The sequence below is a fragment of the Streptomyces clavifer genome (assembly GCF_036345975.1).
Lineage (GTDB): Bacteria > Actinomycetota > Actinomycetes > Streptomycetales > Streptomycetaceae > Streptomyces > Streptomyces clavifer.
This window is the reverse complement of record NZ_CP107793.1, coordinates 3,209,891-3,235,202: the sequence shown is the minus strand read 5'-3', so window position 1 is coordinate 3,235,202 and position 25,312 is coordinate 3,209,891. Positions and strand designations below refer to the sequence as shown.

21 protein-coding genes, 1 tRNA gene and 2 pseudogenes are annotated in these 25,312 nt (G+C 69.0%); 16 read left to right on the top strand and 8 right to left on the bottom strand.

Going from position 1 to position 25,312, the window contains the following annotated elements; all coding sequences use genetic code 11:
* The first annotated feature begins 3 nt into the window (after positions 1–3).
* The 4 genes from OG927_RS13875 to OG927_RS13860 all read left to right on the top strand — a co-directional run bounded on the left by OG927_RS13875 (position 4) and on the right by OG927_RS13860 (position 2,086).
* Complete coding sequence (locus OG927_RS13875; RefSeq protein ID WP_124282067.1) at positions 4–606, top strand: 4Fe-4S dicluster domain-containing protein; 603 nt, start codon at positions 4–6, stop codon at positions 604–606.
* The gene (locus OG927_RS13870) at positions 603–1,340 is read left to right on the top strand and encodes a QcrA and Rieske domain-containing protein (protein WP_056799324.1); all 738 of its coding nucleotides are present in this window, start codon (positions 603–605) and stop codon (positions 1,338–1,340) included. The genes OG927_RS13875 and OG927_RS13870 overlap by 4 nt, the downstream gene beginning before the upstream one ends.
* Before the next feature lie 125 nt (positions 1,341–1,465).
* Positions 1,466–1,840, top strand: a complete 375-nt coding sequence (locus OG927_RS13865; RefSeq protein ID WP_056799631.1) for a hypothetical protein — start codon at positions 1,466–1,468, stop codon at positions 1,838–1,840.
* Between the two features lie 21 nt (positions 1,841–1,861).
* Positions 1,862–2,086, top strand: a complete 225-nt coding sequence (locus OG927_RS13860; protein WP_124282068.1) for a hypothetical protein — start codon at positions 1,862–1,864, stop codon at positions 2,084–2,086.
* A gap of 468 nt (positions 2,087–2,554) precedes the next feature.
* On the opposite strand, the gene OG927_RS13855 is transcribed toward OG927_RS13860, so the two are convergent.
* The 5 genes from OG927_RS13855 to OG927_RS13835 form a co-directional block, all read right to left on the bottom strand.
* Entirely contained in the window at positions 2,555–3,133 is a 579-nt protein-coding gene (locus tag OG927_RS13855; protein ID WP_330320236.1) for an RcpC/CpaB family pilus assembly protein, read from the bottom strand.
* Positions 3,134–3,607: 474 nt separating this feature from the next.
* Positions 3,608–4,456 carry an S-methyl-5'-thioadenosine phosphorylase gene (locus OG927_RS13850; RefSeq protein WP_056799321.1) on the bottom strand — a complete coding sequence of 283 codons (849 nt, stop codon included), beginning with the start codon at positions 4,454–4,456 and terminating at the stop codon, positions 3,608–3,610.
* Between the two features lie 89 nt (positions 4,457–4,545).
* Positions 4,546–4,887 carry an FmdB family zinc ribbon protein gene (locus OG927_RS13845; RefSeq protein ID WP_079099334.1) on the bottom strand — a complete coding sequence of 114 codons (342 nt, stop codon included), beginning with the start codon at positions 4,885–4,887 and terminating at the stop codon, positions 4,546–4,548.
* A 66-nt stretch (positions 4,888–4,953) separates the two neighbouring features.
* On the bottom strand, positions 4,954–6,234 hold the full coding sequence (locus OG927_RS13840) for an MFS transporter (protein ID WP_056799316.1): 1,281 nt from the start codon (positions 6,232–6,234) through the stop codon (positions 4,954–4,956).
* Positions 6,235–6,547: 313 nt separating this feature from the next.
* Entirely contained in the window at positions 6,548–8,173 is a 1,626-nt protein-coding gene (locus OG927_RS13835) for a potassium/proton antiporter (RefSeq protein ID WP_241191949.1), read from the bottom strand.
* A gap of 244 nt (positions 8,174–8,417) precedes the next feature.
* On the opposite strand from OG927_RS13835, the gene OG927_RS13830 reads away from it, so the two are divergent.
* Entirely contained in the window at positions 8,418–11,162 is a 2,745-nt protein-coding gene (locus OG927_RS13830; protein WP_056799309.1) for a penicillin acylase family protein, read from the top strand.
* Here the strand turns inward: OG927_RS13830 and OG927_RS13825 are convergent.
* Positions 11,159–11,752: a 5-formyltetrahydrofolate cyclo-ligase gene (locus OG927_RS13825; RefSeq protein WP_330320235.1), complete on the bottom strand. Its 594-nt coding sequence runs from the start codon at positions 11,750–11,752 to the stop codon at positions 11,159–11,161. The genes OG927_RS13830 and OG927_RS13825 overlap by 4 nt on opposite strands.
* Before the next feature lie 106 nt (positions 11,753–11,858).
* On the opposite strand from OG927_RS13825, the gene galU reads away from it, so the two are divergent.
* From galU to OG927_RS13780, 8 genes and pseudogenes are all read left to right on the top strand, one after another.
* The gene (gene galU, locus OG927_RS13820) at positions 11,859–12,761 is read left to right on the top strand and encodes a UTP--glucose-1-phosphate uridylyltransferase GalU (RefSeq protein WP_056799302.1); all 903 of its coding nucleotides are present in this window, start codon (positions 11,859–11,861) and stop codon (positions 12,759–12,761) included.
* 4 nt (positions 12,762–12,765) lie between these two features.
* Positions 12,766–14,076 (top strand): molybdotransferase-like divisome protein Glp, encoded by a 1,311-nt coding sequence (gene glp / locus OG927_RS13815; protein ID WP_056799297.1) that lies wholly within the window; start codon positions 12,766–12,768, stop codon positions 14,074–14,076.
* Positions 14,077–14,202: 126 nt separating this feature from the next.
* On the top strand, positions 14,203–14,703 hold the full coding sequence (moaC, locus tag OG927_RS13810; protein WP_124282073.1) for a cyclic pyranopterin monophosphate synthase MoaC: 501 nt from the start codon (positions 14,203–14,205) through the stop codon (positions 14,701–14,703).
* Positions 14,700–15,242: a MogA/MoaB family molybdenum cofactor biosynthesis protein gene (locus OG927_RS13805; RefSeq protein ID WP_209470314.1), complete on the top strand. Its 543-nt coding sequence runs from the start codon at positions 14,700–14,702 to the stop codon at positions 15,240–15,242. The genes moaC and OG927_RS13805 overlap by 4 nt, the downstream gene beginning before the upstream one ends.
* 17 nt (positions 15,243–15,259) lie before the next feature.
* Positions 15,260–15,880, top strand: a complete 621-nt coding sequence (locus OG927_RS13800; RefSeq protein ID WP_209470315.1) for a GNAT family N-acetyltransferase — start codon at positions 15,260–15,262, stop codon at positions 15,878–15,880.
* A 157-nt stretch (positions 15,881–16,037) separates the two neighbouring features.
* Complete coding sequence (gene sepX, locus OG927_RS13795; RefSeq protein WP_435879971.1) at positions 16,038–17,168, top strand: divisome protein SepX/GlpR; 1,131 nt, start codon at positions 16,038–16,040, stop codon at positions 17,166–17,168.
* Between the two features lie 86 nt (positions 17,169–17,254).
* Positions 17,255–17,328, top strand: a tRNA-Ala gene (locus OG927_RS13790).
* A 614-nt stretch (positions 17,329–17,942) separates the two neighbouring features.
* A pseudogene (locus OG927_RS13780) lies at positions 17,943–18,571 on the top strand (IS5 family transposase); the annotation flags it as partial.
* A 27-nt stretch (positions 18,572–18,598) separates the two neighbouring features.
* Here the strand turns inward: OG927_RS13780 and OG927_RS13775 are convergent.
* The gene (locus OG927_RS13775; protein WP_124282078.1) at positions 18,599–19,276 is read right to left on the bottom strand and encodes an SDR family NAD(P)-dependent oxidoreductase; all 678 of its coding nucleotides are present in this window, start codon (positions 19,274–19,276) and stop codon (positions 18,599–18,601) included.
* A 108-nt stretch (positions 19,277–19,384) separates the two neighbouring features.
* On the opposite strand from OG927_RS13775, the gene OG927_RS13770 reads away from it, so the two are divergent.
* Positions 19,385–19,882 (top strand): MarR family winged helix-turn-helix transcriptional regulator, encoded by a 498-nt coding sequence (locus OG927_RS13770; protein WP_056799278.1) that lies wholly within the window; start codon positions 19,385–19,387, stop codon positions 19,880–19,882.
* A gap of 479 nt (positions 19,883–20,361) precedes the next feature.
* Here OG927_RS13770 and OG927_RS13765 read toward each other — a convergent pair.
* Positions 20,362–20,954 (bottom strand): annotated as a pseudogene (locus OG927_RS13765) (IS5/IS1182 family transposase).
* A gap of 550 nt (positions 20,955–21,504) precedes the next feature.
* Between OG927_RS13765 and OG927_RS13760 the strand changes: the two are divergent.
* Complete coding sequence (locus OG927_RS13760; RefSeq protein WP_330320233.1) at positions 21,505–23,727, top strand: eCIS core domain-containing protein; 2,223 nt, start codon at positions 21,505–21,507, stop codon at positions 23,725–23,727.
* 913 nt (positions 23,728–24,640) lie between these two features.
* A complete protein-coding gene (locus tag OG927_RS13755) occupies positions 24,641–25,225 on the top strand; it encodes a hypothetical protein (RefSeq protein WP_330320232.1) in 585 nt (194 codons plus the stop codon).
* The last annotated feature ends 87 nt before the right edge of the window (positions 25,226–25,312 follow it).

The following is a 25,312-nucleotide window of genomic DNA, read 5'->3' as shown; positions in this document are numbered from 1 at the left end:
CGGATGATGGGCAGAACGATGTTCATCGACCCGGGGCGCTGCATCGGCTGCCAGGCCTGTGTCTCCGCCTGCCGGGAATGCGACTCGCACCGCGGCAAGTCCATGATCCACCTCGACTACACCGACGAGGGCCACTCCGTCGCCGCCCTTCCGACGGTCTGCATGCACTGCGAGGACCCGGTCGCCCCCTGCGCCGAGGTCTGTCCGGCCGACGCGATCCTGGTCACGGCGGACGGTGTGGTGCAGCAGGCCGACACCACGCGCTGCATCGGCTGCGCCAACTGCGTCAACGCCTGCCCCTTCGGCGTCCCGAAGATCGACCTCCGGGCAAAGCTGCAGATGAAGTGCAACCTCTGCTACGACCGCACCGCCTACGGACTCGCCCCGATGTGCGCCACGGTCTGCCCGACCGGAGCGCTCTTCTACGGAACGGCCGAGGAGCTCCGGGCAGAACGCCCCGGAGTCCAGGTGGCGGACACCTTCGTCTTCGGCGAGAGCGAGGTCCGCACCGGTGTGGCGATGGTCGTACCCGCGGAGCGGGTCCAGTGGCCCGTACCGGGCGGGCTCCCCGTCGTCGAGATCAACGGTAAGGACGTCCGCCGATGAGCGTCACCGAACAACAGCCCGGCAGCGACCGGAACTCCGGCGGCGACCCGCGGGAGGCACTGCACGACAGGATCGCCGCGGACTCGCTCACCACCCGGCGTGACTACCTCCGGATCGTGACCACCGTCTCCGGTGGCCTCGCGCTCGGCGGTCTGGGAGTGGCGGCCGGGATCCTGCACCGGCACGGCGACGAGGAGGACGGTGAGCCGCCGGCGCCGAAGCGGATCGCCACGCAGCTGACGCCCGGCGAATCCCTCGCCTTCCGCTACCCCGGGGACGAGGACCGGGCCGTCGCCGTACGGCTCGACGACGGCACGCTCGTCGGCTACTCCGCCGTCTGCACCCACCTCGCCTGCGCGGTGCTCTGGCGCAAGGACCGGGGTTCGGAGGGAGAGCTCTACTGCCCGTGCCACGAAGGCGTCTTCGACGCCCGTACGGGAGAGGTCACCGCGGGCCCGCCGCCGCGCGGACTGCCGAAAGTTGCGCTCACCGAGCAGACCGACGGCAGTATCTGGGCCGTGGGCACCACCCGCTCCGGCGAGAGCATCGAGCAGGGACTGTGCCGCCAGATCGGCGAGGACCGCCCCGACCTCGCCGCCCGGATCGGCTGCCCCGGCACCCGGGGCGGTGCGGAGGCACCTCCCCGCGCGGACCCGGCGTCCGCCGTCACCCCGGGCGTCCCGGCACCCGGGGCCACGGCCGGGGAAGCCGGGGCCGGAGGAGGGCGATCATGACCGGACCCCAGCAGCACCCCGAGAACCCGGATCACCAGCGGGACCTGAAGAAGCAGCAGGACCCGGGGATCGAGCAGGACCAGCACGGCCCGGAGCACCTCCGCTCCTCACAGACGCCTCGGCCGGTGCAGTCCGCGCGGCCCGCCGGAGACCCGTATCCCGTCTATCACCCGGGCAGTGCGAGCCCGGAGCTGAACCGCCCCGTGCACGAGCGCTACCCGCAGATCCGGGCCACCAGCGGCTACGGAGACCCCCGGGTGCGGCACACGGGCCCCGGCCCCGGAGCGGGTACGGACCAGGAACCCGAGCGCTCCTCGAAGCTGACCGCGCGGCTCGTACTGGCTATGACGGTGGTCGTCGGGCAGCTCTGGGGGCTGACGGTGCTGATCGACGCATGGATGGAGGGCAACACCGGAACGGCTTGGTGGGGGGCCGGCTTCCTCTGCCTGTCGTTCCTCGTGGTCCTCGGGCTGTGGCGGCTCGATCCGAAGGACCGCTGAGCGTCGCCGTATCCTGGAGGCATGAGTACCGCCCCCGCCTCCGGACCGCGAGATGCGAAGCCGCCGCAGCGGCAGGAGCCGACGCCGCAGGAGACCAGGCCCAGGCCTGCTCTCGTCTTCGATGATCCGCTGGACCGGCAGTCCTCGGACGACACGGACCAGGGGTGGGGCGAGCGGGCTCCGGCCGGCGGCAGCGCCGCCGATCTGACCCGCTTCCTCGACGAGAAGCCACCCCACCACATCTGATCCCGGCGGGCGGCGTGCGGGCCGATGCCATGCCGCGCCGCCCGAGGGCGTCGCGGATCTCGGTCAGCGCCTCCACCTCCAGCGTCTCCCGCTCTCCCTCCTTCGCGGCCCGCGTTGCCGCCCGCCCGGCGAGGTACTCGGCCTGGGCATCACCAGCGGGAAGTAGACGACGGCAGCCGTGAACAGCAAGGGGAGGGCGGTGCTGAGCACCGGGCCCCGAAGGATCTCGACGCCGTCCGTCTTCACCACGTGGGTGAACGCGGCACCGATGACGACCGCGCCCGCGATACCGCTTACGTTGCCGCGCGTCAGTAAGGCTCTGAACGTTCCTACGGGCTGACCTCTTCCCGCTCATGCATGAATCTCCGCGGCAGGAAGTGTGAGCGGAGCGAACGGCCCCGTCACGAAAGGTGGTTGAAGGGCGCACTGCCCAATCGGGCTGTCCTGCTGGGGCGAGTTGACGGCCCATCACTTCTGCACTCCATGGGACACCGCCACCGCGAGCCGCCCTGAGGCGCCGGCTCCGGCCAGGGCCACGGCGGTCCCCCGCTCCACGGACAGGACCACGAGGGCGCCACCTCCCGGGCCGGGCCCGCCGTCCGGTTCGGTGAAGGCCGCTTCCGCGTGTGCCGCGCCGCCCGGCACCGCCGTCACCCGCACGTCCTTCGCCACCACCCGGGATTCGCCGTCCCCCTCGCGCGCGGCGATCACATCGACGCGGTCACCCGGCCTCAGCAGCCCGACCGTCGCCGCGTCCGCGATCCGCACCGGCGCGGACACCAGCCGCACGGCCTGCCGCTCCGGCCCCGGCGGCGCACCGCTGCCCGTGACGACGGCTCCACCGCCCGGCCCGCGGGCATCAACCAGACCCGGGACGGCGAGCACCGCGGAGGCCAGGGCGAAGCCCGCCGCCAGGGCGCGGCGCTGCCCGCGCAGCACCCGCCGCAGTCGTCGGCCACCACCGCCGCGCACCCGCAGGGGCGCGAAGAGCGGGACCCCGCAAGGCGGGGGAGGCACGGGACGTGTATCAGGCACCGACGGAAACATGGCCAACACCACCTGCCGTGAGGAAAGTCCACGAGGGAGATCCGCAACGGACATCCGCACGAGGAGGCGCACAAGGATGTGCAGGGGAAAGCGTGGACGACATACGTGAGGGGGAGTTCCGCGGGATTCCCGCCGCACTGCCCCCACGATCCCCTGCCTGCGCACTTCCCGCACGGCCCTGTGGACAGTCCACCGCTTGTGGACAACTCGGCCACCCCTACGAGAAGCGGGGGAGCCGCACAGTCGAGGCGCCGAGGCATGCGGACGGAGGACGGCGCGGTCCGGATGCGGACCGGTCGAGCCGAGTGCCCCTGGCTGTGCGAACCGACGAGCACCGGGCCGCGCGGACCCGAACAGCTGGCCGGGCGAGCCCGACAGTTGGCCGCGCCCGCCCGGCGCCGAGCCGCGCCCGCCCGACGCCGAGCCGCGCCCGCCCGGCGCCGAGCCGTGCGAGCCCGACGCCGGGCCGTGGAGCTAAGGGAGGTCCACCCCCGTGTGGATCCCGTCCAGGGCGTGCACGCAGATGCAGTCACGGTCCGCGGTCGCGGGCAGCGTGGCCACCGCGTCGAACAGCACCGACCGCAGCCGGTCCACATTGGCGGCGAACACCTTCAGCACGTCGCCGTGGTTGACACCCTCACCGGCCTCGGCGCCCGCGTCGAGGTCCGTCACCAGCGTCAGCGTCGTGTAGCAGAGCCCCAGTTCACGGGCGAGGACCGCTTCGGGGTGCCCCGTCATCCCGACCACGGACCAGCCCATGGCCGCGTGCCATCGCGATTCCGCACGGGTCGAGAAGCGCGGCCCCTCGACCACGACCAGCGTGCCGCCATCCACCGGGTCCCAGTCGCGTCCGCGGGCCGCGGCGAGGGCCGCCTTGCGCCCCTCCGGACAGTACGGGTCGGCGAAGCCGAGGTGCACGACGTTCGGCTCTACCCCGTCCGACCTGGTCTCCCCGTCGTAGTAGGTCTGCGTACGGGCCTTGGTGCGGTCCACCAGCTGATCCGGTACGAGCAGGGTGCCCGGCCCGTACTCCGGACGCAGGCCGCCGACGGCACACGGGCCCAGCACCTGCCGTACGCCGACGGAGCGCAGGGCCCAGAGGTTGGCGCGGTAGTTGATGCGGTGCGGCGGAAGGTGGTGGCCGCGTCCGTGACGCGGCAGGAAAGCCACCCTGCGGCCCGCGATCTCGCCCAGGAAGAGGGAGTCGCTCGGAGCCCCGTACGGGGTGTCCACCTGGACCTCGGTCACGTCCTCCAGGAAGGAGTAGAAGCCCGATCCGCCGATCACGCCGATATCCGCTGTACCCGTTTCTGCGTTCACCATGCGGTCACACTAACCGGGCACGCGCGACCGGGACCCCGCCGAGTGGATCAGCGGGGTCCCGGTGAAGCGTATGAGGTACGTGCTCGGCCTCAGGCCGCCGACGTACCGCCCGACGAGGAACTCGCCGGAGAGGGCGACGCCGAGGACGACGTCGAAGCGGTCGGCTTCGAGTCCGATCCCGACGTGGACGGCGTGGTGGAAGCGGAACCGGACGCCTTCGCGGACGACGTGGCCGGCGTGCTGCTCGACGAGGAGCCGCGGCTGTCGTTCCGGTAGAAACCGGAACCCTTGAAGACGATGCCGACCGCCGAGAACACCTTCTTGAGGCGTCCTTCGCAGTTCGGGCACACGGTCAGGGCATCATCGGTGAACTTCTGCACCGCCTCGAGGCCCTCGCCGCACTCGGTGCACTGGTACTGATAGGTCGGCACTTGATCCTCCTGGCACTCTCACTCAATGAGTGCTAACGACGGTCCATACTGACGTATTCCGAGCCATCAGTCCACCGTGACCGGCTCGCGGTGACCGATCCCACGCGCCACGGTCCGTCCCTGGAGCCTCGGTGTCAGCCGCGAACGCAGGGCCAGCAGGGTCACCAGGGCCAGTGCCGTACCGATCAGCGGCACCACGAAACCGGTGCTCGCACCATGTGCGTCGGCGAGCTGTCCGGACACCGTGACGGCGGCCGCCTGGCCCAGCGCCACCGCGCCGGTCAGCCAGGTGAAGGCCTCCGTCCGGGCGGACGCCGGCACCAGGTCCTCGACCAGCGTGTAGCCGCTGATCAGCGCGGGGGCGATGCAGAGCCCGACCAGCAGGCCCAGTCCGGCCAGCAGCGGCACGGAGTGCACCGCCCAGAGTCCGGAAGCGGTCAGGGTCAGGGCCACGTACCCGACGATCAGGCGGCGGCGGGGGCTGCTCTTCCAGGCGATGGCCCCGCAGGCGATCCCCGCCAGCATGTTGCCGGCCGCGAAGACCCCGTACAGCAGGCCGTTGACGCCGGGGCGGCCGATCTCCTCGGAGAACGCCGTCAGGGAGACCTGCATGCCGCCGAAGACGGCGCCGATGCCCAGGAAGGTGATCGCGAGGACGCGGACGCCGGGTACGGAGAGGGCCGAGCGGTGCGGCTCGGCGGCCGTCGCGGCGCTGCGGGGCGCGGGCTGGGTGGCGCGCTGGGCGGCGAACAGGAGGCCGCCGACGAGCGTCAGCGCACCCTCGGCGATCAGACCGGCCGCCGGGTGCACGCCGGTGCACAGCGCCGTCGCCAGCACCGGTCCCACGACGAAGGTGAATTCATCCGTCACGGACTCGAAGGCGGCAGCAGTGGACATCAGCGGGGAGGCCGGCCGCCCCGGAGCGGCACCGAGCGTGGCCGCCCAGCGGGCCCGGACCATCGGTCCGACCTGCGGGATGGAGGCGCCGGTGGGCACCGCTGCCAGGAACAACACCCAGAGGGGCGCGTCCGCCAGCGCGAGCGCCGTGAGCACGCCGACGGAAGCGGCGTGCACCAGTACGCCGGGCACGAGCACGGAACGCTGGCCGAAACGGTCGGCGAGCCTGCCGCTCTGCGGAGCGAACAGCGCCATCGAGACACCGGACACGGCCGCCACGGCGCCCGCGCTGCCGTACGAGCCGGTGGTGTGCTGAACCAGGAGCACGATGCCGATGGTCAGCATCGCGAAGGGCTGCCGGGCCGCGAAGCCCGGAAGGAGGAAGGTCCACGCACCGGGGGTGCGCAGCAACTGCCCGTAACCGGGGCGGTCGGAGACCGTGGACGCCACGGTCCTTGCCTTTCTGCCGCCTGGTGGCCGTGCTCCCCTGCGCGGCACCGCACCGGGGTGCGGGCTCGGCCGGGAGCTGCCGAGAGCTGTCCTCTTCGCGCGGAACTGCGGTAGATGCCGGGCGCTCGCTGCAGAGGCGAAAGGACGCCACGACCGCCATACGGTCGCGCCAGCTCTGCATCAGGCAGAGTTGGTCGATCAAGATCAATACGGGTGGATCACTGGGTGGATCATGTGGAGCAGTCCTTCATCTTACAGGCACCGCTACCGGTGTGCCTGTGATTGCGCCCGAGGTTCGCATCACCACCTCTGATCAGTGGTGTGCCCTCGTGTCGCCCGGGGCGCCACCCGATGAGCTCCCCGGCGCACCCCCCTGCGCACCGCCCGGCTGTCCCTCGCCACCCCTGCCCAGCTTCTTGGCCAGCTTCTTCACCTGCGGCGCGTCCGACGCGCGGCCGCTGTCCGGGCGGCCGCGGCCGCCCGTCCCCAGCCAGCCGGCCAGCTTGCCGCCCTCGCCGACCGCCCGCAGCCGCGCCTCCGCCGCGTCACGCACCGGATCGGTCGCGACCACCAGGAGCTCGTCCCCGCGCCGGAGCACGGTGGACGGGGCGGGGACGAAGCTCTTCCCGTCCCGGACGACGAGGGTGACGGCGGCTCCGGAGGGCAGCCGCAGCTCGGCGACCTCCACGCCGTGCATCTTCGACTTCCCCGGGATGGAGACGGACAGCAGGTGCCCGCGCAGCCGCTCCAGGGGCGCCGACTCGATGCCCAGGTCCGCGGCCTCGGACGGGTCGTCCGAGATCTTCAGCGCCCTGGCGAGCCAGGGCAGGGTCGGACCCTGGATCAGCGTGTAGACGACGACGAGCACGAAGACGATGTTGAAGACCCGGGTGCTGCCCTCGATCCCGGACACCATGGGGATGGTGGCCAGGATGATGGGGACGGCGCCGCGCAGCCCCGCCCAGGACATGAGGGCCTTCTCGCGCCGCGGCAGACGGAACGGCGCGAGGCTGATGAAGACGGACAAGGGCCGGGCGACGGCCGTGAGTACCAGCCCCACGACCACGGCGGGCCAGAAGTCGTCGATGAGGTCGTGCGGGGTGACCAGCAGGCCGAGCAGGACGAACATGCCGATCTGCGCCAGCCAGCCGAGCCCGTCCGCGAAGCCCCGGGTGGCCGGCCAGTGCGGCAGCTTGGAGTTGCCGAGGATCATCGCGGCCAGGTAGACGGCCAGGAACCCACTGCCGTGGACCATGGCGCCCGCCGCGTACGCGGAGACGGCGATGGCCATGACGGCGATCGGGTAGAGGCCGGACGCGGGAAGTGCCACGTGACGCAGTCCCAAGGCGCCGAGCCAGCCCACCGCCAGGCCGATGGCCGCCCCGATGGCCAGCTCCAGGGCTATCTCGCCGACGAGCACGTACCAGTGCTCCACCGGGCCGACGGCGGAGAACGCCACGACCAGGATGACGACGGGGGCGTCGTTGAAGCCGGACTCGGCCTCCAGTACACCGGTGATCCGGGAGGGGAGCGGGACCCTGCGCAGTACGGAGAAGACGGCCGCGGCGTCGGTGGAGGAGACGACGGCGCCGATGATCAGGGCCTGTCGCCAGTCGAGGCCGACGAGATAGTGCGCCGCGCTCGCGGTGACGCCCACGCTGATGCCCACGCCGACGGTCGACAGCATGGCTGCCGCCGGCAGTGCGGGTTTGACTTCTTTCCACTTCGTGCCCAGGCCGCCCTCGGCCAGGATGACGACCAGGGCGGCGTAGCCGATCACCTGGGTCAGCTCGGCGTTGTCGAACTTGACGTCGAAGATGCCGTCCTGGCCCATGGCGATGCCGATGCCGAGGTACAGGAGCAGGCTGGGGAGCCCGCTGCGGGACGAGATGCGTACGGCCGCGACGGCGACCAGCAGGACGAGCGAGCAGACGAGCAGAAGTTCGTTGAGCGCGTGGACGGTCAGGGTCCGTTCCTTCCCTGCGTACGCCTTCCGGATCGATCTCCGGAAGGCCAGTACTTCGTTACCTTACCTAATCTTTAACGTTTCCTTGACGCGTTCGAGTGTTCGTACGGGGACTGCGCAAATGGATGCATCCCCATACCGCGTCCGAGTGGCTCGGGCGGGGCGCCTATGGTTGCTCCAGCACGCCCAGGACCACCCTGCCCCTCGAAGGACAGCGATGCCCGCCAACACAACCGCCCCTTCCGGTTCTTCCGATGCGAAGAAGCCCGGCAGGAAGAAGGGGCGACGCGCCCGCCTGTTCGTGATCGTCCTGGTGCTGGCGCTTGTCGCGGGTGTCGGTTACGGCGCGTTCTGGTCCGTATCCACGGTCCGGGCCTCGTACCCGCAGACCACCGGCTCCATAGAACTCAAGGGTCTGACCGGCAACGTCGACGTCAAACGCGACAGTTACGGGATCCCGCAGATCTACGCGGACTCCGACAGCGACCTCTTCCGCGCCCAGGGCTTCGTCCAGGCCCAGGACCGTTTCTGGGAGATGGACGTCCGCCGCCACATGACGTCGGGCCGGCTCTCCGAGATGTTCGGCTCCGGCCAGGTGGAGACCGACGCCTTCCTGCGCACGCTGGGATGGCGCAAGGTCGCGCAGAAGGAGTACGACACAAAGCTCGACGAGGACACCAAGAAGAACCTCCAGTCGTATGCGGAGGGGGTGAACGCGTATCTCGAGGGCAAGGACGGCAAGGACATCTCCGTCGAGTACGCGGCCCTCGGCCTGACCAACGACTACAAGCCCACCGAGTGGACCCCGGTCGACTCGGTCGCCTGGCTGAAGGCGATGGCCTGGGACCTGCGCGGGAACATGCAGGACGAGATCGACCGCTCGCTGATGACCAGCAGGCTCAGCACGAAGCAGATCAAAAGCCTCTACCCGGACTATCCGTTCGACAAGAACAAGCCGATCGTCGAGCAGGGCGGGGTCTCCCCGGTCACCGGCGCGTTCGATCCCGACGCCGAACCGTCGGACGGCATCGGTGAGGAGACCGTCGAGGGTGCGACCGAGGGCCTGAACACGCAGCTCTCCGCGCTCTCCGACACCCTCGACGAGATCCCGGCCCTGCTCGGTCCCAACGGCAACGGCATCGGATCGAACTCCTGGGTCGTCTCCGGGACGCACACGACCACCGACAAGCCCCTGCTGGCCAACGACCCGCACCTGGCGCCCATGCTGCCCTCGCTCTGGTACCAGATGGGGCTGCACTGCCGTGAGGTCTCGGAGACCTGCCGGTACGACACCGCCGGTTACACGTTCTCCGGGATGCCCGGTGTGATCATCGGTCACAACCAGGACATCGCCTGGGGCTTCACCAACCTCGGCGCCGACGTCACCGACCTCTTCCTGGAGAAGGTCTCGGCGGACGGCTACCAGTACGACGGCAAGACCGAGCCCTTCGTCAGCCGTGAGGAGACCATCAAGGTCGCCGGCGGCAGGAGCCGGAAGATCACCGTCCGGGAGACCAACAACGGGCCGCTGGTCTCCGACCGCAGCAGTGAGATGGCGAAGGTCGGCAAGAAGGCGCCGGTCACCAACTCCGCCCCGGACCGCGGTGACGGCTACGCGGTCGCGCTCAAGTGGACCGCGCTGGACCCCGGCAAGTCGATGGACGCGGTCTTCGAGCTCAACCGGGCCAAGGACTTCAAGACGTTCCAGGCGGCCGCCGAGCACTTCGAGGTGCCCTCGCAGAACCTCATCTACGCGGACACCGAGGGCAACATCGGCTACCAGGCCCCGGGCAAGATCCCCGTCCGCGTCAAGGGCGACGGCACGATGCCGAGTCCTGGCTGGACGTCGGACTACGGCTGGGAGAAGGAGCCGGTCCCGTTCGACGAGCTGCCGTTCGAGTACAACCCCGAGCGCGGCTACATCGTCACCGCCAACCAGGCCGTCATCGACGACTCGTACGACCACATGCTCACGAAGGACTGGGGCTACGGCGCCCGCAGCCAGCGGATCAACGACCTCATCGGGGAGAAGATCAAGCGCGGCGAGAAGATCTCCACCGACGACATGCAGACGATGCAGATGGACAACCAGAGCGCGATCGCCGCGGAGCTGGTCCCGACGCTGCTGAAGATCGGCATCTCCGACGAGAGCGTCCGCGAGGCCCAGAAGCTGCTGGAGGGCTGGGACTACACCCAGGAGCCCGACTCCGCCGCCGCCGCGTACTTCAACGGCGTCTGGCGCAACATCCTCAAGCTGGCCTTCGGCAACAAACTCCCCAAGGAGCTCCGCGCCAAGGGCGACTGCCTCAGCGTGCTGCCCGCCACCAGCACCGGGCCGGTGGACGAGCAGACCAAGCGTGTGCGGGAGTGCGGTCAGCGCGACCCCGCCACGGCGCAGCCGGACGGCGGCGACCGCTGGTACGAGGTCGTGAACTCCATCCTCGACGACACGGACAACGAGTGGTGGAAGGTGCCCGCCCAGGGGCGCGACGAGGCGATCGAGAACCGCGACCAGCTCTTCGCCCGCGCCATGAAGGACGCCCGCTGGGAGCTGACCGCCGAGCTGGGCAAGGACATCAGCACCTGGAGCTGGGGCCGGCTGCACCAGCTGACCCTGCGCAACCAGACGCTCGGCAAGGAGGGCCCCGACCTGCTGCAGCGGGCCCTCAACCGGGGTCCGTGGCACCTCGGCGGCGGCGAGGCGGCGGTCAACGCCACCGGCTGGAACGCGGCGGGCGGCTACGACGTGATCTGGGTTCCGTCGATGCGCATGGTCGTCAACGTCGGGGAGTGGGACAAGTCCCGCTGGATCAACCTCACGGGCGCCTCGGGGCACGCGTTCAGCGCGCACTACACCGATCAGACCGACAAGTGGGTCGACGGTGACCTGCTCGACTGGTCCTTCGGGTCCGACGCGGTCGGCGAGTCCACGGTCGACACCCTGACGCTCAAGAAACCCTAGGCGGGCCCCCGGGGTGCGAAGTGCCGCGCCCCGGCAGGTGTGACAGCGGCGTCCACGGGGTGGTCGTGCGGTTCCTCCGGAACCTGTGCGACCACCTCGTCGTCGTACAGCAGGACGACGAGGGCCGGGTGGGCCCCGGCCGCCGCCAGCCGGGCCAGCACCCTGTCGTAGCTGCCCCCGCCGCGGCCCAGCCGCATCCCGCGCCGGTCCACGGCGAGTCCGGGCAGCAGCACCACGTCGGCGGCGACGACCGCTTCGGGACCCAGCCGTACACCGACCGGCTCCAGCAGGCCCCGCCCGGCGGGGGCGAGATGCTCCGGGCCCTCGTACGCGGCCCAGTCCAGGTCGTTGTCCGGCAGGAGCACCGGCAGCAGCACCCTTACACCCCGGGCGCGCAGCACGTCCAGGAGCACGTGCGTGCCGGGCTCGCGCCCCACGGACACGTACGCCGCCACGGTCCGGGCCGAGGCCAGCTCCGGGAGGTCCGATGCGACGGCGGAGAGAACCGCGGCGGCGTCCCTGACGTCTTCAGGAGTCAGAAGCCTTCGCGCGGCGAGGAGTTCACGCCTCAACAGGGCCTTTCGGGACATGTCATCGTTCAACGGTTGCTCGCAAACCTCGTTAATGGGGTTGTATGAGTACGAAGTTAACCGGACGCTCATCTTCCGCCCATACGCACCGGATACAGTTCTGCGCATGAATCAGTCGCGCCCCAGGATCAGCAAAGCTGTCATTCCAGCTGCAGGTCTCGGCACCCGGTTCCTGCCGGCAACCAAGGCCACTCCCAAGGAGATGCTGCCTGTCGTCGACAAGCCCGCCATCCAGTATGTCGTCGAGGAGGCCGTCACCGCTGGCCTCTCCGACGTACTGATGATCACCGGTCGGAACAAGCGTCCCCTGGAGGACCACTTCGACCGGAACTACGAGCTGGAGTCCGCGCTGACCCGCAAGGGAGACGCCGAGCGGCTCTCCAAGGTGCAGGAGTCCAGCGACCTGGCCACCATGCACTACGTCCGTCAGGGCGACCCGCGTGGCCTCGGTCACGCCGTCCTGTGTGCCGCCCCGCACGTCGGCGACCAGCCGTTCGCCGTCCTCCTCGGTGACGACCTGATCGACCCGCGCGATCCGCTGCTCGCCCGCATGGTCGAGATCCAGGAGCGCGAGGGCGGCAGCGTCGTCGCGCTCATGGAGGTCGACCCGGCGCAGATCCACATGTACGGCTGCGCGGCCACCGACGCCACCGCCGACGGCGACGTCGTCCGGGTCACCGGCCTGGTGGAGAAGCCCGACCGGGCCGACGCACCCAGCAACCTCGCCGTCATCGGCCGCTACGTGCTGGACCCCGCGATCTTCGACATACTGCGCCACACCGAGCCCGGCCGCGGCGGCGAGATCCAGCTCACCGACGCACTCCAGCTGCTGGCCGAGGACGAGAAGATCGGTGGCCCGGTACACGGCGTCGTCTTCAAGGGCCGCCGCTACGACACCGGTGACCGGGGCGACTATCTGCGTGCCATTGTCAGGCTCGCGTGCGAACGTGAGGACCTGGGCCCGGACTTCCGGACCTGGCTGCGCAGTTACGTCAACGAGGAGTTGTAACAGCTTGAGCAGCACGATCTGGTCGGTGGACGAGCACCTGGACGACATCCTCGCCGCGGTGAGGCCGCTCGAACCCATCGAGCTGCAACTGCCCGACGCCCAGGGCTGCGTCCTGGTCGAGGACGTCGTGGTGGAGGTGGCCCTGCCGCCCTTCGACAACAGCTCGATGGACGGGTACGCGGTCCGGGTCTCCGATCTCGAGGGCTCCAGCGAGGAGTTCCCCGCCGTCCTCACCGTCATCGGCGACGTCGCGGCGGGCGACGGCGGGCTGGCCGACGGCCGGTCGGTCGGCCCCGGCGAGGCAGCCCGCATCATGACCGGCGCCCCGCTGCCCGCGGGCGCCGAGGCGGTCGTCCCCGTCGAGTGGACCGACGGCGGTACGGGGGGTGGCCCCGCCTCCACGATGCGCGCCCACAGCGACGCACCGGAGGGGGCGAGCGGCGAGGTGCGGGTCCACCGTCCCGTCGAGGCCAGGGCCCATGTCCGTGCCCGGGGGAGCGATGTCCGGCCCGGGGACCTGGCGCTGCGCGCCGGCTCGGTCGTCGGACCGCCGCAGATCGGACTGCTCGCCGCGATCGGCCGCTCGACGGTGAAGGTGCGGCCCCGCCCGCGCGTCGTCGTGCTCTCCACCGGCAGCGAGCTCGTGCAGCCGGGGGAGGAGCTGACCGGTGGCCGGATCTACGACTCCAACAGCTTCGCCCTGACGGCCGCCGCGCGGGATGCCGGAGCCATCGCCTACCGCGTCCCCGCGGTCGCCGACGACGCGGAGACGCTGCGCGCCACGATCGAGGACCAGCTGATCCGTGCCGACATCATCGTCACCACCGGCGGTGTGAGCGTCGGCGCATACGACGTGGTCAAGGAGGCACTGTCCTCCGTCGGGGACGAGGACGAACCCGGCAGCGGCATCGACTTCCGGACGCTCGCGATGCAGCCGGGCAAGCCGCAGGGCTTCGGTTCGATCGGTCCCGACCACACGCCGCTGCTGGCGCTGCCCGGCAATCCGGTTTCCTCGTACGTCTCGTTCGAGCTGTTCGTCCGGCCGGCGATCCGGGCCCTGATGGGTCTCGAGGACGTCCACCGCCCGACGGTCGGGGCCACGCTGAACGTCGACAAGGCGCTCACCTCGCCCTCCGGCAAGCGGCAGTTCCTCCGGGGGACGTACGACGCGGAGGCGGGCACGGTGACCCCCGTCGGTGGCCCCGGATCGCACCTGATCGCCGCCCTCGCCCAGGCGGACGCGCTGATCGTGCTGCCCGAGGACGTCACCTCCGCCGAGCCCGGCACGGAGACCCGGGTGATCCTCCTCCGCTGACTTCGACGCGGTGGCGGTACGGTGTCTGGCGCTGTGCCTTACCGGGGGAGGCCCCCGGACCCCCGGCCCCCGCACTTCGGTGCGGGCCGGGCGGGCAACCGGCGCCCTACCGCTAGGCGGAGTGAGTTGAGTACGCAGAACAGGCTGACGCACATCGACGAGGCGGGCGCGGCCCGCATGGTCGATGTGTCGGAGAAGGACGTCACGACACGCGTCGCCCGGGCGAGCGGACGGGTCCTCGTGTCCCCGCGCGTCGTCGAACTCCTCAGAGGCGAAGGGGTCCCCAAGGGCGATGCCCTCGCCACGGCGCGCATCGCCGGGATCATGGGTGCCAAGCGCACCCCGGACCTGATCCCGCTGTGCCATCCGCTCGCCGTCTCCGGCGTCAAGGTCGACCTGACCGTCGCCGACGACGCGGTGGAGATCCTGGCCACGGTGAAGACGACGGACCGCACAGGTGTCGAGATGGAGGCCCTGACCGCCGTGTCGGTCGCGGCTCTGACGGTGATCGACATGATCAAGGCGGTCGACAAGAGTGCCGTGATCACGGACGTCCGGGTCGAGGCGAAGTCGGGCGGCGCATCCGGTGACTACCGGCGCCCCGCAGCGGAGGGGGAGGACGCATGACCTCGCCCGACAGTGAGGGGGCGGGGTCCGGCGGGGCCCCGACCGCCCCGTACGCGGCCCTGGTCGTGACCGCTTCCAACCGGGCCTCGGCCGGCGTCTACGCCGACCGGGGCGGACCGCTCATCGCCGAAGGGCTCGCCGCCCTGGGGTTCGCCGTCGACGGCCCGCAGGTCGTGCCGGACGGCGACCCCGTGGAGGCGGCTCTGCGGACCGGTGCGGCAGCCGGCTACGACGTGATCGTCACCACCGGGGGGACGGGCATCTCGCCCACCGACCTGACTCCGGAAGCGACCCTGCGCGTCGTCGACCGCGAGATCCCCGGCATCGCCGAGGCGATCCGCGCCGAGGGCCGGGACAAGGTCCCCACGGCCGCACTCTCGCGCGGCCTCGCAGGCATCGCGGGCAACACCCTCATCGTGAATCTCCCCGGCTCCACCGGCGGCGTGCGCGACGGGCTCGCCGTCCTCGGCAGGCTTCTGGTGCACGCCGTCGACCAGCTGCGCGGCGGCGACCACCCCCGACCGGGGAGCCCGAGCTGAACGTCCCCACCTGGCCGGTGATCCTGACCGACGGCGAGATCACCCTGCGCCCGATAAAGCTGCGTGACCAGCGCATGTGGCGCGAGGTCAACCGCCGCAACCGCGACTGGCTGCGCCCCTGGGAGGCGACCGTCCCGCCACCCGCCCCCGGCGGCCCCGTGGCCCAGCGTCCCACCTACCGTCAGATGATCCGCCATCTGCGCGCGGAGGCGAACGCGGGTCGCATGCTGCCCTTCGCCATCGAGTGCGAGGGCCGTCTCGTCGGGCAGTTGACGGTGGCCGGGATCACCTGGGGGTCGATGTGCTCGGGCCATGTGGGCTACTGGGTCGACCGGGAGGTGGCAGGCCGCGGCGTCATGCCGACGGCGGTGGCGCTGGCCGTCGACCACTGCTTCCGCACGGTCGGGCTGCACCGCATCGAGGTGTGCATTCGGCCCGAGAACGGCCCCAGCCGCCGCGTCGTGGAAAAGCTCGGATTCCGTGAGGAGGGGCTGCGTCCGCGCTATCTCCACATCGACGGCGCGTGGCGGGATCACCTGATCTTCGCCCTCACCGCGGAGGAAGCGCCCGACGGGTTGCTCAGGCGTTGGCGCAGGGTGCGGCCGGGTACGCCCCACACACCAGAGGAAATGAAATAGGTGTTCGAAATTGATCGCTCGGTGACCGCTAACGAGCACACTCGCATCGAGTGCTGATCCGAAGAATCGCGAAAAAAGTCAGCGATATCAGCCTGATCGTGCGACACGCCGGGCCAATTGGCGGATGCTGCCGTGCAAACCCCTCTACGGTGTGAGCGTGAGCAGTAGCGGCCTCATCTACGCAGTCATCGTCGGTGCCTGGGCCGCCTACCTGGTGCCGATGTGGCTCCGCAGGCAGGACGAGCTCAATGAAGCCCGACCGACGGAACGCTTCAGCACCGCCATCCGGCTGCTGTCCGGACGGGCGGCCATGGAGCGCCGGTACGCCAAGGAGCTGCAGGAGCGCGATGCCGGGGAGGCGCCTGGTGACGTGGACCCGGATGCCGTCACGGACCGTTTGGATTCCGTCGACGTCCGGGCCTTTTCCGCGCCCCCGGCACACACCGAAGCCCGGTTGAGCGACCCGACGCCGGACGCCCCCGAGCGTCCGGCCTCCGGGCGTCCGGCCGTGGAGCGCCCACGCGCGGAGCCGGCACCCGCCCGCCGCCCGCGCGCCTCCGGTGCGGAGACCGAGCGCGAGCGGCGGGCCCGCCGCTCGCAGGTCCTGGCGCGCCGCCGGCGCACGACCACCGTCCTGTTCCTGGCGTTCACGCTCGGCGCGGTCGTCGCGGCGGTCGGCGGGCTCCGCTTCCTGTGGGCGCCCGCGGTTCCGGCTGTGATGCTGAGCACGTACATCGTGCATCTGCGTGCGCAGGAGCGCCGCCGGTTCGTCTTCACCATGGACCGGCGCAGGGCCGAGGTCGCCGCGCAGCGGCTCCGTGAGAACCGGCCCCGCAGGCACCAGCCCGCGGCGACGGCTCCCGCCGAGCCCGACGAGGAGCCCGAAGGGCGCCACCCCGCGCCCACCCCGACGGTCTCCCCGCAGGAGGCCGGCCGCCGCGCCCTCGTCGAGCAGACGGACCATGCGGAGTGGGTGGACCAGCAGCGCGAACGCGGTCCGGCCCAGGGTGACAGCTGGGAGCCGGTTCCGGTCCCGCTGCCGACCTACGTCACGGCCCCCGTCGCCCCGCGCGCCTCGGGCGGGGTGGAGGTCGGCGACCCGGAGACCTGGAGCGCGGCCCGCTCCAGCCAGGCCGAGCCCACGGGCACCTCGCACCCCGTCGTACCCGAGGCGGACCCCGCACCGCGCCGCCGCGTCGCGCAGCCCCGTCGCACCCGCGACCACGGCCGGACCCCGCTCTTCGACCAGTACGACGGCGAGGACCGGCCCCGCGCGGCCAACGAATGAGACCGTGGAGAGGCCGACTCGCCTGACCTGCGGGATACGGATTTCCGAGCACCCCGGTGAGGGTGCTAAAGTTTCACTCGTTGCAAGGGCCTGTGGCGCAGTCTGGTAGCGCACCTCGTTCGCATCGAGGGGGTCTGGGGTTCAAATCCCCACAGGTCCACCGCACACAACTGTTCTTGGGTTAGCTCAGGAAAAGTTCACAAGATCCCGTCCGATCTCATTGATCGGGCGGGATCTTGGCGTTTCCGGGGCCTGTTCGAGGCGGTGTCCGAGCGCGGTCGGTCTCGGATGCGGTCGCCGGGCGGTGCTCGGCCCGATGTGTCGGGGTGGGAGAGATCTCGCGTCTTTATTCCGTCTGATCATCGAGAGGTGCGCGATGACGTCGATGTCGGGGTTGCTCTAAGCGCGGGAGGCTTGTGCTCGTGAGCGGGTCGAGGTTCTGCGGGAGGAGGCGGCCCGTGCGGCCGCGGCCCTGGAGGCGGGCGAGGTCGAGTTGGACCGGCGGGTGATCGCGCGAGAGGAGTTCGTCGATGCCCTGGCCGAGTCCGCCGCCGAGAGTGCTGCAGCGACGGAGGCCGCGGGCGGAGAAAAGGTGGCGCCCGCCGTTCTCGCCGGTCCGGCATTCGCACCGGTCCCGGGAGTGATCGTGCCGCCCTGGCGTCAGGAGCTGTCGGCGTCGGTGCTCTCGCTGGACAACCAGCGGATCCTGAACGTGTTGCAGGACCAGCCGGGGGGCGAGGCGATGCGGGCCAAGGACATCGCGGCGGCTCTCGGGACTCGACAGCCGTGCGGGCCCACCAGCACGCCGCCGGCGCGCGCAAGGCGCCGGCGGTCGCAGCTCCTCAAAAGGGGATCACTGGGGGGACAAACCAGGTCGATCCAGTGCTGAGGAACCTGACGGTCCGGCTGGAGGAAGTGGTCAGATCGGCGAGTGTCTGGGACGCTCCCGCGGCGGATTCACCACCAGAATCCACCTTGCCGCCGACGGGCGATGCCGGCCCCTCGCCCTCGTCCTGACACCCGGACACTACGGTGACGGGCCCCAGTTCGAGCGAGTGCTGGAGCAGGTCTCCGTGCCCCGTATCGGAGTCGGCCGACCCCGGACCCGGCCCGACCATGTCCTGGCGGACAAGGCCTACACCTCTCGGAAGAACCGTCGTTACCTGCGACGACGGAGAATCCGGCACACCATCCCAGAACGCCTCGACCAGCAAAGACACCGCAAGAACCGGGGATCACGGGGCGGCCGACCCACCAGCTTCGACAACGAGCGCTACAAGAAACGCAACACCGTCGAACGCGCAATCAACCGCCTGAAAAGCTTCCGCGCCGTCGCCACCCGCTACGAGAAACGCGCCTACATCTACCTCGGCACCGTCACCCTCGCAGCCCTCGTCATCTGACTCAGAACATGATCCGAGAAACAGCGCCTAGCCGTTGACGGGCACGAGTGCGCCGTGGACGGCAGCCGCCTCCTCGCTGACCAGGAGCGCGATCGCCCCGGCGACCGCTTCAGGGGTTGAGGCGGTGGCGAGCAGCTCCGGCGGGAGTACCGCCTTGTTCGCTTCGGTGGCGATCAGGCGCGGAAGGACCGCATTGACACGGATCCCCAACGGCCGCAGCTCGACATCGAGCACCCGTGTCAGGTGCGCGGTCGCCGCCTTGCTGACGCTGTAGGCCGTGAGACCGTCGGTCGGTTCGACCCCCGCTTCGGCCGCGGTGTGGACGATCACGCCCTCTCCTAGCTGCTGCATGTGCGGCACCACGGCTTGCGTCAGCCATATTGCCGCGCCGACGTTGAGGTCGACCTGCTGGCGAAGCAGCTCGGGCGTGATCGTCATCACGCCGCCGAACGTATAGACCCCGATCGTGTTGACCAGAACGCTCGGCGCGCCGACCTCCGCCTCGACGCGCGCCAGCGCCGACTTGGCGCCCTCCGGCGTCGAGAGGTCCGCTGCGATCTGGTGAACCTCAGGTCCGAGCACGCGCAACGCCTCCTCGTTGTGGTCGATCGCGACGACCCGCAGGTTCGCCGTCCGCAACGCCGAGACCACCGCTCGCCCGAGTCCTCCTCCAGCTCCAGCCACGACCGCGATCCGTGCACTCATTTTGGTCTCCTTTCTCGATGTGGACCGAGAACCGGCCACGAACACCACGCTAACAGATGCGTGCGCGCGCATCTTGTTCAGTGCGCATTCTCAGAGTAAGATCGCCTCATGACGCGCTCCGAGACCCCACCGCTGGAACTCTCCGAGCCCCGCTTCGCCGGCTTCTTCGCCCTGATCTATGCCCACGCAGCCCTGACTGCGCGGATAGACGCCCTCCTGACCGCGCGCCACCACATCACCTTCAGCGCCTTCGAAGTGTTCTGCCGCCTCCGAGAGTCCGAGCCCCAGGCGATGCGATCGCTGGCCCGTCTCCTTGTGAGTGTCAGTCCGACCCGCGCCTCCCGGATCGTGCAGGAGCACATCGACGCGGGACACCTCGCTCGCGCAGCCGATCAGACCGACGGGCGAATCTCGCTCATCAGCCTCACCGACGCCGGACGGCGCTACGCCGACGCTGTTTCGCGGACATTCGAGCAGGCCATTGACCAGCACTTCGCTGGCGTTCTGGACGAAGAGGACATGAACGCGCTGCTGAGGATCTGGGAGAAGCTGCACCAGGCGTCGAATCCGGGACCGCCGCCACCCTCGGAGCGAAACCATGCCTGAACAGCGAAAACTCAGCGGTCATGTTCGGTTGAGATGCGGCTCCTGAGCTCTCAGCGGGTGTGTCTGGTCCCGGCCCTCGGGTCCGGGGTCTCGGAACGGTCTCTCTGCTGTCCGGGCCCTGTATGCGGAGGCAGTACGGCCGCGTCGGGGCCGTGGAAGCCGATCCAGGAGCGCGGCGGCTCCGTGGGCGGTTCGGGCCGCTTGTGTTCCGGAAGTCTGTTCCCCTCAGGACATCGTCGGCGGCCAGGCCCCCGCCACGCTGCGGAATTCCAGCGCCGCTTCTTCTGCTGCTCCGCAGCAACGACCCGGGCACCCGTTTCGAACCGGTCGGAGTCACGCCCGGCATATGGAACAGCGATGAACGGCTCGACGCGAAACGTCGGTGAGGACGCGGCGGTGTCTCGGGGGCAGGCGTGACCGCTGCGGGGCTTTCCTCCCCGGGCGGTGGACGTTCAGGCGCCAGTGAGCCCTTCCGAACCTCACGCCGGCGCGTGAGGGAGGACGAGGACAGCCTGGACGATCGCGGTGATGCGGTTGGTACGGCAGCGGAGCTTTTTGAAGGAGTCGTCAGTTCTTCAGGCCCGCCCTTGCTTGCTCGACCAGGCAGTGGATCTCGGCGTGACTACTGACTGCCGTGTCGGCGAGTCCATCGCTTGAGCCGACGGCCTCGGGACGGGACGCGGACGGGGTGGCCGGCTTCCTGGTACGCCTTTTGCGCGCAGCACTACAGCTCGGCAGGAGGGCGCCGTCCAGGCTCACGAACGCCTTGGTCCGGATGGTCTCCACCGCCTCGGTCAGGGTCGGGACGAGGGCGACCAGGACGTCGACCGCCTGACGTATGAAGCGATAGCCCGTCGCGATGCCGATGCGGAACCCGGCGGCGAGCCGGCACAGGTATCTCCGCATCGCAGGTGAGCAGGGCCTGTCGGCCTGCGGGCGGACGCTGCCGGCACGTGCCGATCTCCTGCCCCCGGGCACGCGGCCGAACACTCAGGTACCGCACGGTGCGGCTGGACAGATCAGTCGACGACGGGGGACAAGCACGCGAAGCGTCTGGTGGGGCACGGTGGATCTTGGTCGTGACACCTCCTGCGAAGAGCCTTGTCGCATTGCGGTACCGCCCAACCGGCGGCCGTCGCAGACAGGTTGGAAGCAGCTCAGGTCCTCCGGGTGAGCGGCACCGTCGCCTCGCACGCGCCATCGCTCACTCGAAGGACGGGCGCCGAGGCAGCTGCAGGGCTGCCCGATCCTTTGCCCTGTTGGCCCTTCCGCATGGACGCCATCCCGTACTACGCATGCCATAAAGGATCGGCAGACAGTACGGGAGACGGATTATGGGCTCACTTGAAGAGGCAAAACAGCAGGTGAACGTGGGTCGAACCCCTGCTCAGGCGCAGAAGTCCGCACAGGCCCCAGCGGGGTTGCTCGCACTGCAGCGGCTCGCAGGCAATAGCGCTGTGACGACTTTGGTACAGCGATCCAGGGCAGTCCCTGCCTTCAGTTCGAGTCGCGACGATCATCAGCATTCCGCTGGTTGTGGACACGAAAACGTACAAAGGTCCCTGGATGGAACGGAGGCTCCGCTGAGGGAGCGGACGCCCCGGTCCGGCTCTTCGGTGGGAATGAGCGATTTCGGTGACATCTTTTCTCTGCAGCGCAGCGCCGGTAATGCGGCAGTGAGTAATTTTATCCACCGCTCTGCCGAACTGGCAGCTCGCGCCGATGAAGAGGTGGAGAGGAACACCGAAGCCGAGCAGCCAATGACTATTCACAAGGTGCTCCGCTCGACAGGGGAGCGTATGAGCCCCGATCTGCGCGAGGAGATGGAAACCCGTTTCGGTGATGGGGCAGACTTCAGCGGCGTGCGCTTTCACACAGGCCGCGAGGCGGCACATTCTGCGAATGAACTGCAGGCGCAAGCCTACACTGTGAAAAATCACGTAGTGTTCAATCAGGGATTTGATCAGGACAAGAAAGTCGTTGCCCACGAGCTTGCCCATTACGTAGAGAACAAGAAGGGCTCGGCCTTCAAGTCTGTCCCATACGGAGGTGACGTCAGCGTTTCAGAGGTGGACGGTCCGTCGGAGGTTGCGGCGGACGCAACCGCTGAGCGCGTTATGAGCGCTCCGGCTCCCTCGGCGGAGTCGGGAAGCAACAGCGGTCCGACTGTCTCGCGCAAGGAGGCAGATTCTTGTGGCAGCGCACATTCGGATGCGGTGGGCGTGCAGCGTGCACTCAAGGTCGGCGACAGGGACTTCACGGCAGAGTACAACAGGAAGATATCTACCGTTGCCCCGAATTTCCATCAACAAGTCCTGATGCAAATGACGGACGAGGTCACCTATTTTTTCAACAATCAGGCGGCTAACGACTTTCTTCCGCAGGAGCGCGCAAAGTTCGCCAACGAGGCTCAAAGAATCAAATGGCAGCTGGCTAAGATCATCGTCAACCCCATCGGGGCCAAAAATTATTACCATCCAGTCCTGCAAGGCATAGTCGGAAAGAATCAGGACTTCGGCCGGAAGAACCATGACATTCAGGTAAACAATTACACGGAACTTGCGCGCAACCTCATGGGTTGGGTTTATGCGAAGGATAACAGGAGGCGTGAGAAGAATAACGCCCAGGCCATGCATGTGGACGTCAACCTGGATCGGTACTTGAACGTTCTGTTGAGGCGCATGTATCGCTACACCAAAGCTGTGCAAGAGACAAGAATGATGGATGACCGTGAAATCCACGTCATGAAGAAGGAGCTCAAAACCGGTCTGGCGCACGTGGAATCACAACGCGTGGAGAACGGAAAGAGGGACCCCGACGGTCAGGCCGGACGTCCCGTCGGCGCATATATCACCCACTTTGACGGTGGGATCAATCCAGCTTTCAGGGGCACGCATCTCGACGCCAAGATCTTGGAACGCGGAGGTCTGTATGAGGTGATGAAGGAGCCGGAGAATTTCAAACTGCGCGAGAAGATGATTGCCCTGCACGACCTTTCGGAGTATTTCGGCCACTCGCGCCACACCCCTCCGACGAAGGGCAAGGAGGCAGTCCCCGAGATCAATGCGCAGGACTCCCAGAGCACGACAGGTTTCGACCACCGAGGACGCCGGGTCACTTCGGTGGACCGGGGGCAGAACCCGCTCCTGCATGCGAACGGAGCGCCAAAGGTCAACGACAGGGGAGAGCCGAAGACTCACGCCTCGACTCGGAACGAGAACTCTCCTACGACAACGCTGGCGCGTTCGAGGGACAGGCCGGTCTGGGCCGGCCAGTCGTACACGGCCGCTCGAATGTTCAAGATGGCGGCTTCCAGTGGAGCGTCGCCAGAGGAAATCGCAGCGCTCGGCTGGGGAATTTTCGCCTTCTGGCGGACCGATTTCGACCACACAACCCAATTCGCCTACCACACTCTCCACGAGGTGATGGACATTGCCCAGAACTTCGGAGTCCCCTACAACATCGACGACCCATACGGGTCCTACTCCCAGCTCGACCTCAAGCACGTCGGGGACAAGATGACGCGCCTCCACAGCGGCGTGGCGGAGCTTCGCGCCCAAGCCGACTACAACGCTCAAGGTATGGAGTCGCTGAAGCATGACAGGCGCCGCATGTGGACGGACCGTGACGATGAACTCCTGAACGCCTTCCTGAGTATAAGCCGTTCTGCCGAAAGGCTGGAAGAAAAAATCAGCAGGCGGGGCCATTCCTTTAATCAGCAGGATCAGATGCCAGGGCGGGAACGTTCGATACTGCTCACTAAAATCATCGACGAGATGGCGGGATGGCAGGACAGCATGAGCCAAATTCAATCGAATCTCGCAAGGCAGAGCAGGAGAGTGTGACACACCTGCCGAAGCATCATTTCCGCTACAGGCCGGGACTCTGATCACCGGAGCCCTGCCTCGATCTTTCGTGAAGGTCCCCGCCGATGGAGTCGGTGGGTCCTTTCGCTTTCCGGAGTTGATGGTGAGCAGGTCGGCTGCCCGCCTGTCGCATCGGGTGGGCGCCGGGTTCCACTGCCCGGGGCGGGTGATGTTGTCGTCGGGACGGTGGACGTTGCGGGCCGGTCGGGGTTGGGGAGGGGTGCGAGACGTTCGAGGGCGGCGGTGATTCGCCGGTTCAGGGCCGGTGAACTCTGTCGACCCCGCGGGTGGTTGGGCCGGCAGCCGCAGCGGCAGGCATGAAGAGAGCGCCTGGTGGGCGGATTCACGGCCAAGGTCACGAGTCCGCCAGGAGCTTCCGCGTGCTTGTCTCCCCTTCCCCGAGTTCTCAACTTCGTTCGATCAGGGCAGACCCCGACGCATCGATGTGTCCCACGCCCTCTGTGGCATCTCTCCGGTCTTCTCGCAGGTCGCCGTCGCCGTCGCCGGATCGGTTCGCGCCGGCGGTGCCCGACCTGCGGCCGAAGCACCACGGGATGACGTGCAAGCCCTCACCGACCCCGCCGGACGCCTGATCTGGGTGGATCTTTCCCTCGGACGCACTGCCGGAAGCCACACGACCTGACCGCGTCCGCCACCCGTCGCGACCCTGGCACCCCCTGGCGCAACCCAGGTGATCTGCAGCGGTCCGGCTCGACCGCACACTTGGGTGGTGACTGCTGGTCAGGCGCGATCTCGAACGGTCCCCATACCAAGTCCCCCTGATCGTAGGGCTGTCCCTCGACGTATCCCGTGCCGAAGACTGCCGGGCACCGGCAATGCGGCGAGATCTGCCGCGCAGCATGATGGTGCCCACCGGAGAAGGGAGACGTCAGTGGAAACGATCATCGCCCGCAGTGCGGCCCGTGCGCGCATGGGAACGGGGCTGGTCGTGGCGGTCCTGCTCCTGCCCTTCGGCGGCTACGGACTGGCCCGGGCGGGGGCGGTTCCCGAAGGCGCACCGATCGTGCTCGGTCTACTGACCGTGATCGCCGGCTTCCTGCTCCTCCCCGCACTCTGTGAGGAGCGGGCACCGTACCGGCACTCGTCCTCGCGCCTGATCGCGCGCACCCTGACCGGCGAACGGTCCGTCGACCTGAATCGGATCAGCACGGTCCGGCTCCTGACAACCTTCTCGTACGGCGGTGCCCACCGCACCGTGGTGGTGCGCGACATTCACGGCACGCGCTTGGGACTCACGACCGACAGAAGCGTCGGCAAGCTGCGCCGAGCGATCGAGAAGGCGGACGCGAACGCCGCGCGGGGTGCCCACGTGCCTCGGGTGAGCCGTGCGGCCCGGGCACACCTGGATCCTGCCCCGGGGCGGGGGCTCGTCGTCCACACGGTTCTCGCCTTCCTGCTCACCACGGTGTCCGGCAGCCTGTACGTCTCCGCTCTGATCGGACTCGGCGGGCAGTGAGCCTTTCCCGCAGTGCCCGCAGTGCCCGTGTCCACGGACTGAAGCGCATTCCGCGGTGGATGGCTCTCACAGGGGCATGCCCGGCCA

What these genes read in the sequence shown, in the direction of transcription:
- OG927_RS13870 (WP_056799324.1), top strand. Translation starts at nt 603, where the DNA reads ATGAGCGTCACCGAACAACAGCCCGGCAGCGACCGGAACTCCGGCGGC.
- OG927_RS13805 (WP_209470314.1), top strand. Translation starts at nt 14,700, where the DNA reads ATGACCTCGCCCGACAGTGAGGGGGCGGGGTCCGGCGGGGCCCCGACC.
- OG927_RS13775 (WP_124282078.1), bottom strand. Translation starts at nt 19,276, where the DNA reads ATGAGTGCACGGATCGCGGTCGTGGCTGGAGCTGGAGGAGGACTCGGG.
- OG927_RS13830 (WP_056799309.1), top strand. Translation starts at nt 8,418, where the DNA reads ATGCCCGCCAACACAACCGCCCCTTCCGGTTCTTCCGATGCGAAGAAG.
- OG927_RS13875 (WP_124282067.1), top strand. Translation starts at nt 4, where the DNA reads ATGATGGGCAGAACGATGTTCATCGACCCGGGGCGCTGCATCGGCTGC.
- OG927_RS13850 (WP_056799321.1), bottom strand. Translation starts at nt 4,456, where the DNA reads ATGGTGAACGCAGAAACGGGTACAGCGGATATCGGCGTGATCGGCGGA.
- OG927_RS13770 (WP_056799278.1), top strand. Translation starts at nt 19,385, where the DNA reads ATGACGCGCTCCGAGACCCCACCGCTGGAACTCTCCGAGCCCCGCTTC.
- OG927_RS13860 (WP_124282068.1), top strand. Translation starts at nt 1,862, where the DNA reads ATGAGTACCGCCCCCGCCTCCGGACCGCGAGATGCGAAGCCGCCGCAG.
- OG927_RS13855 (WP_330320236.1), bottom strand. Translation starts at nt 3,133, where the DNA reads ATGTTTCCGTCGGTGCCTGATACACGTCCCGTGCCTCCCCCGCCTTGC.
- OG927_RS13760 (WP_330320233.1), top strand. Translation starts at nt 21,505, where the DNA reads ATGAGCGATTTCGGTGACATCTTTTCTCTGCAGCGCAGCGCCGGTAAT.
- galU (WP_056799302.1), top strand. Translation starts at nt 11,859, where the DNA reads ATGAATCAGTCGCGCCCCAGGATCAGCAAAGCTGTCATTCCAGCTGCA.
- OG927_RS13825 (WP_330320235.1), bottom strand. Translation starts at nt 11,752, where the DNA reads ATGTCCCGAAAGGCCCTGTTGAGGCGTGAACTCCTCGCCGCGCGAAGG.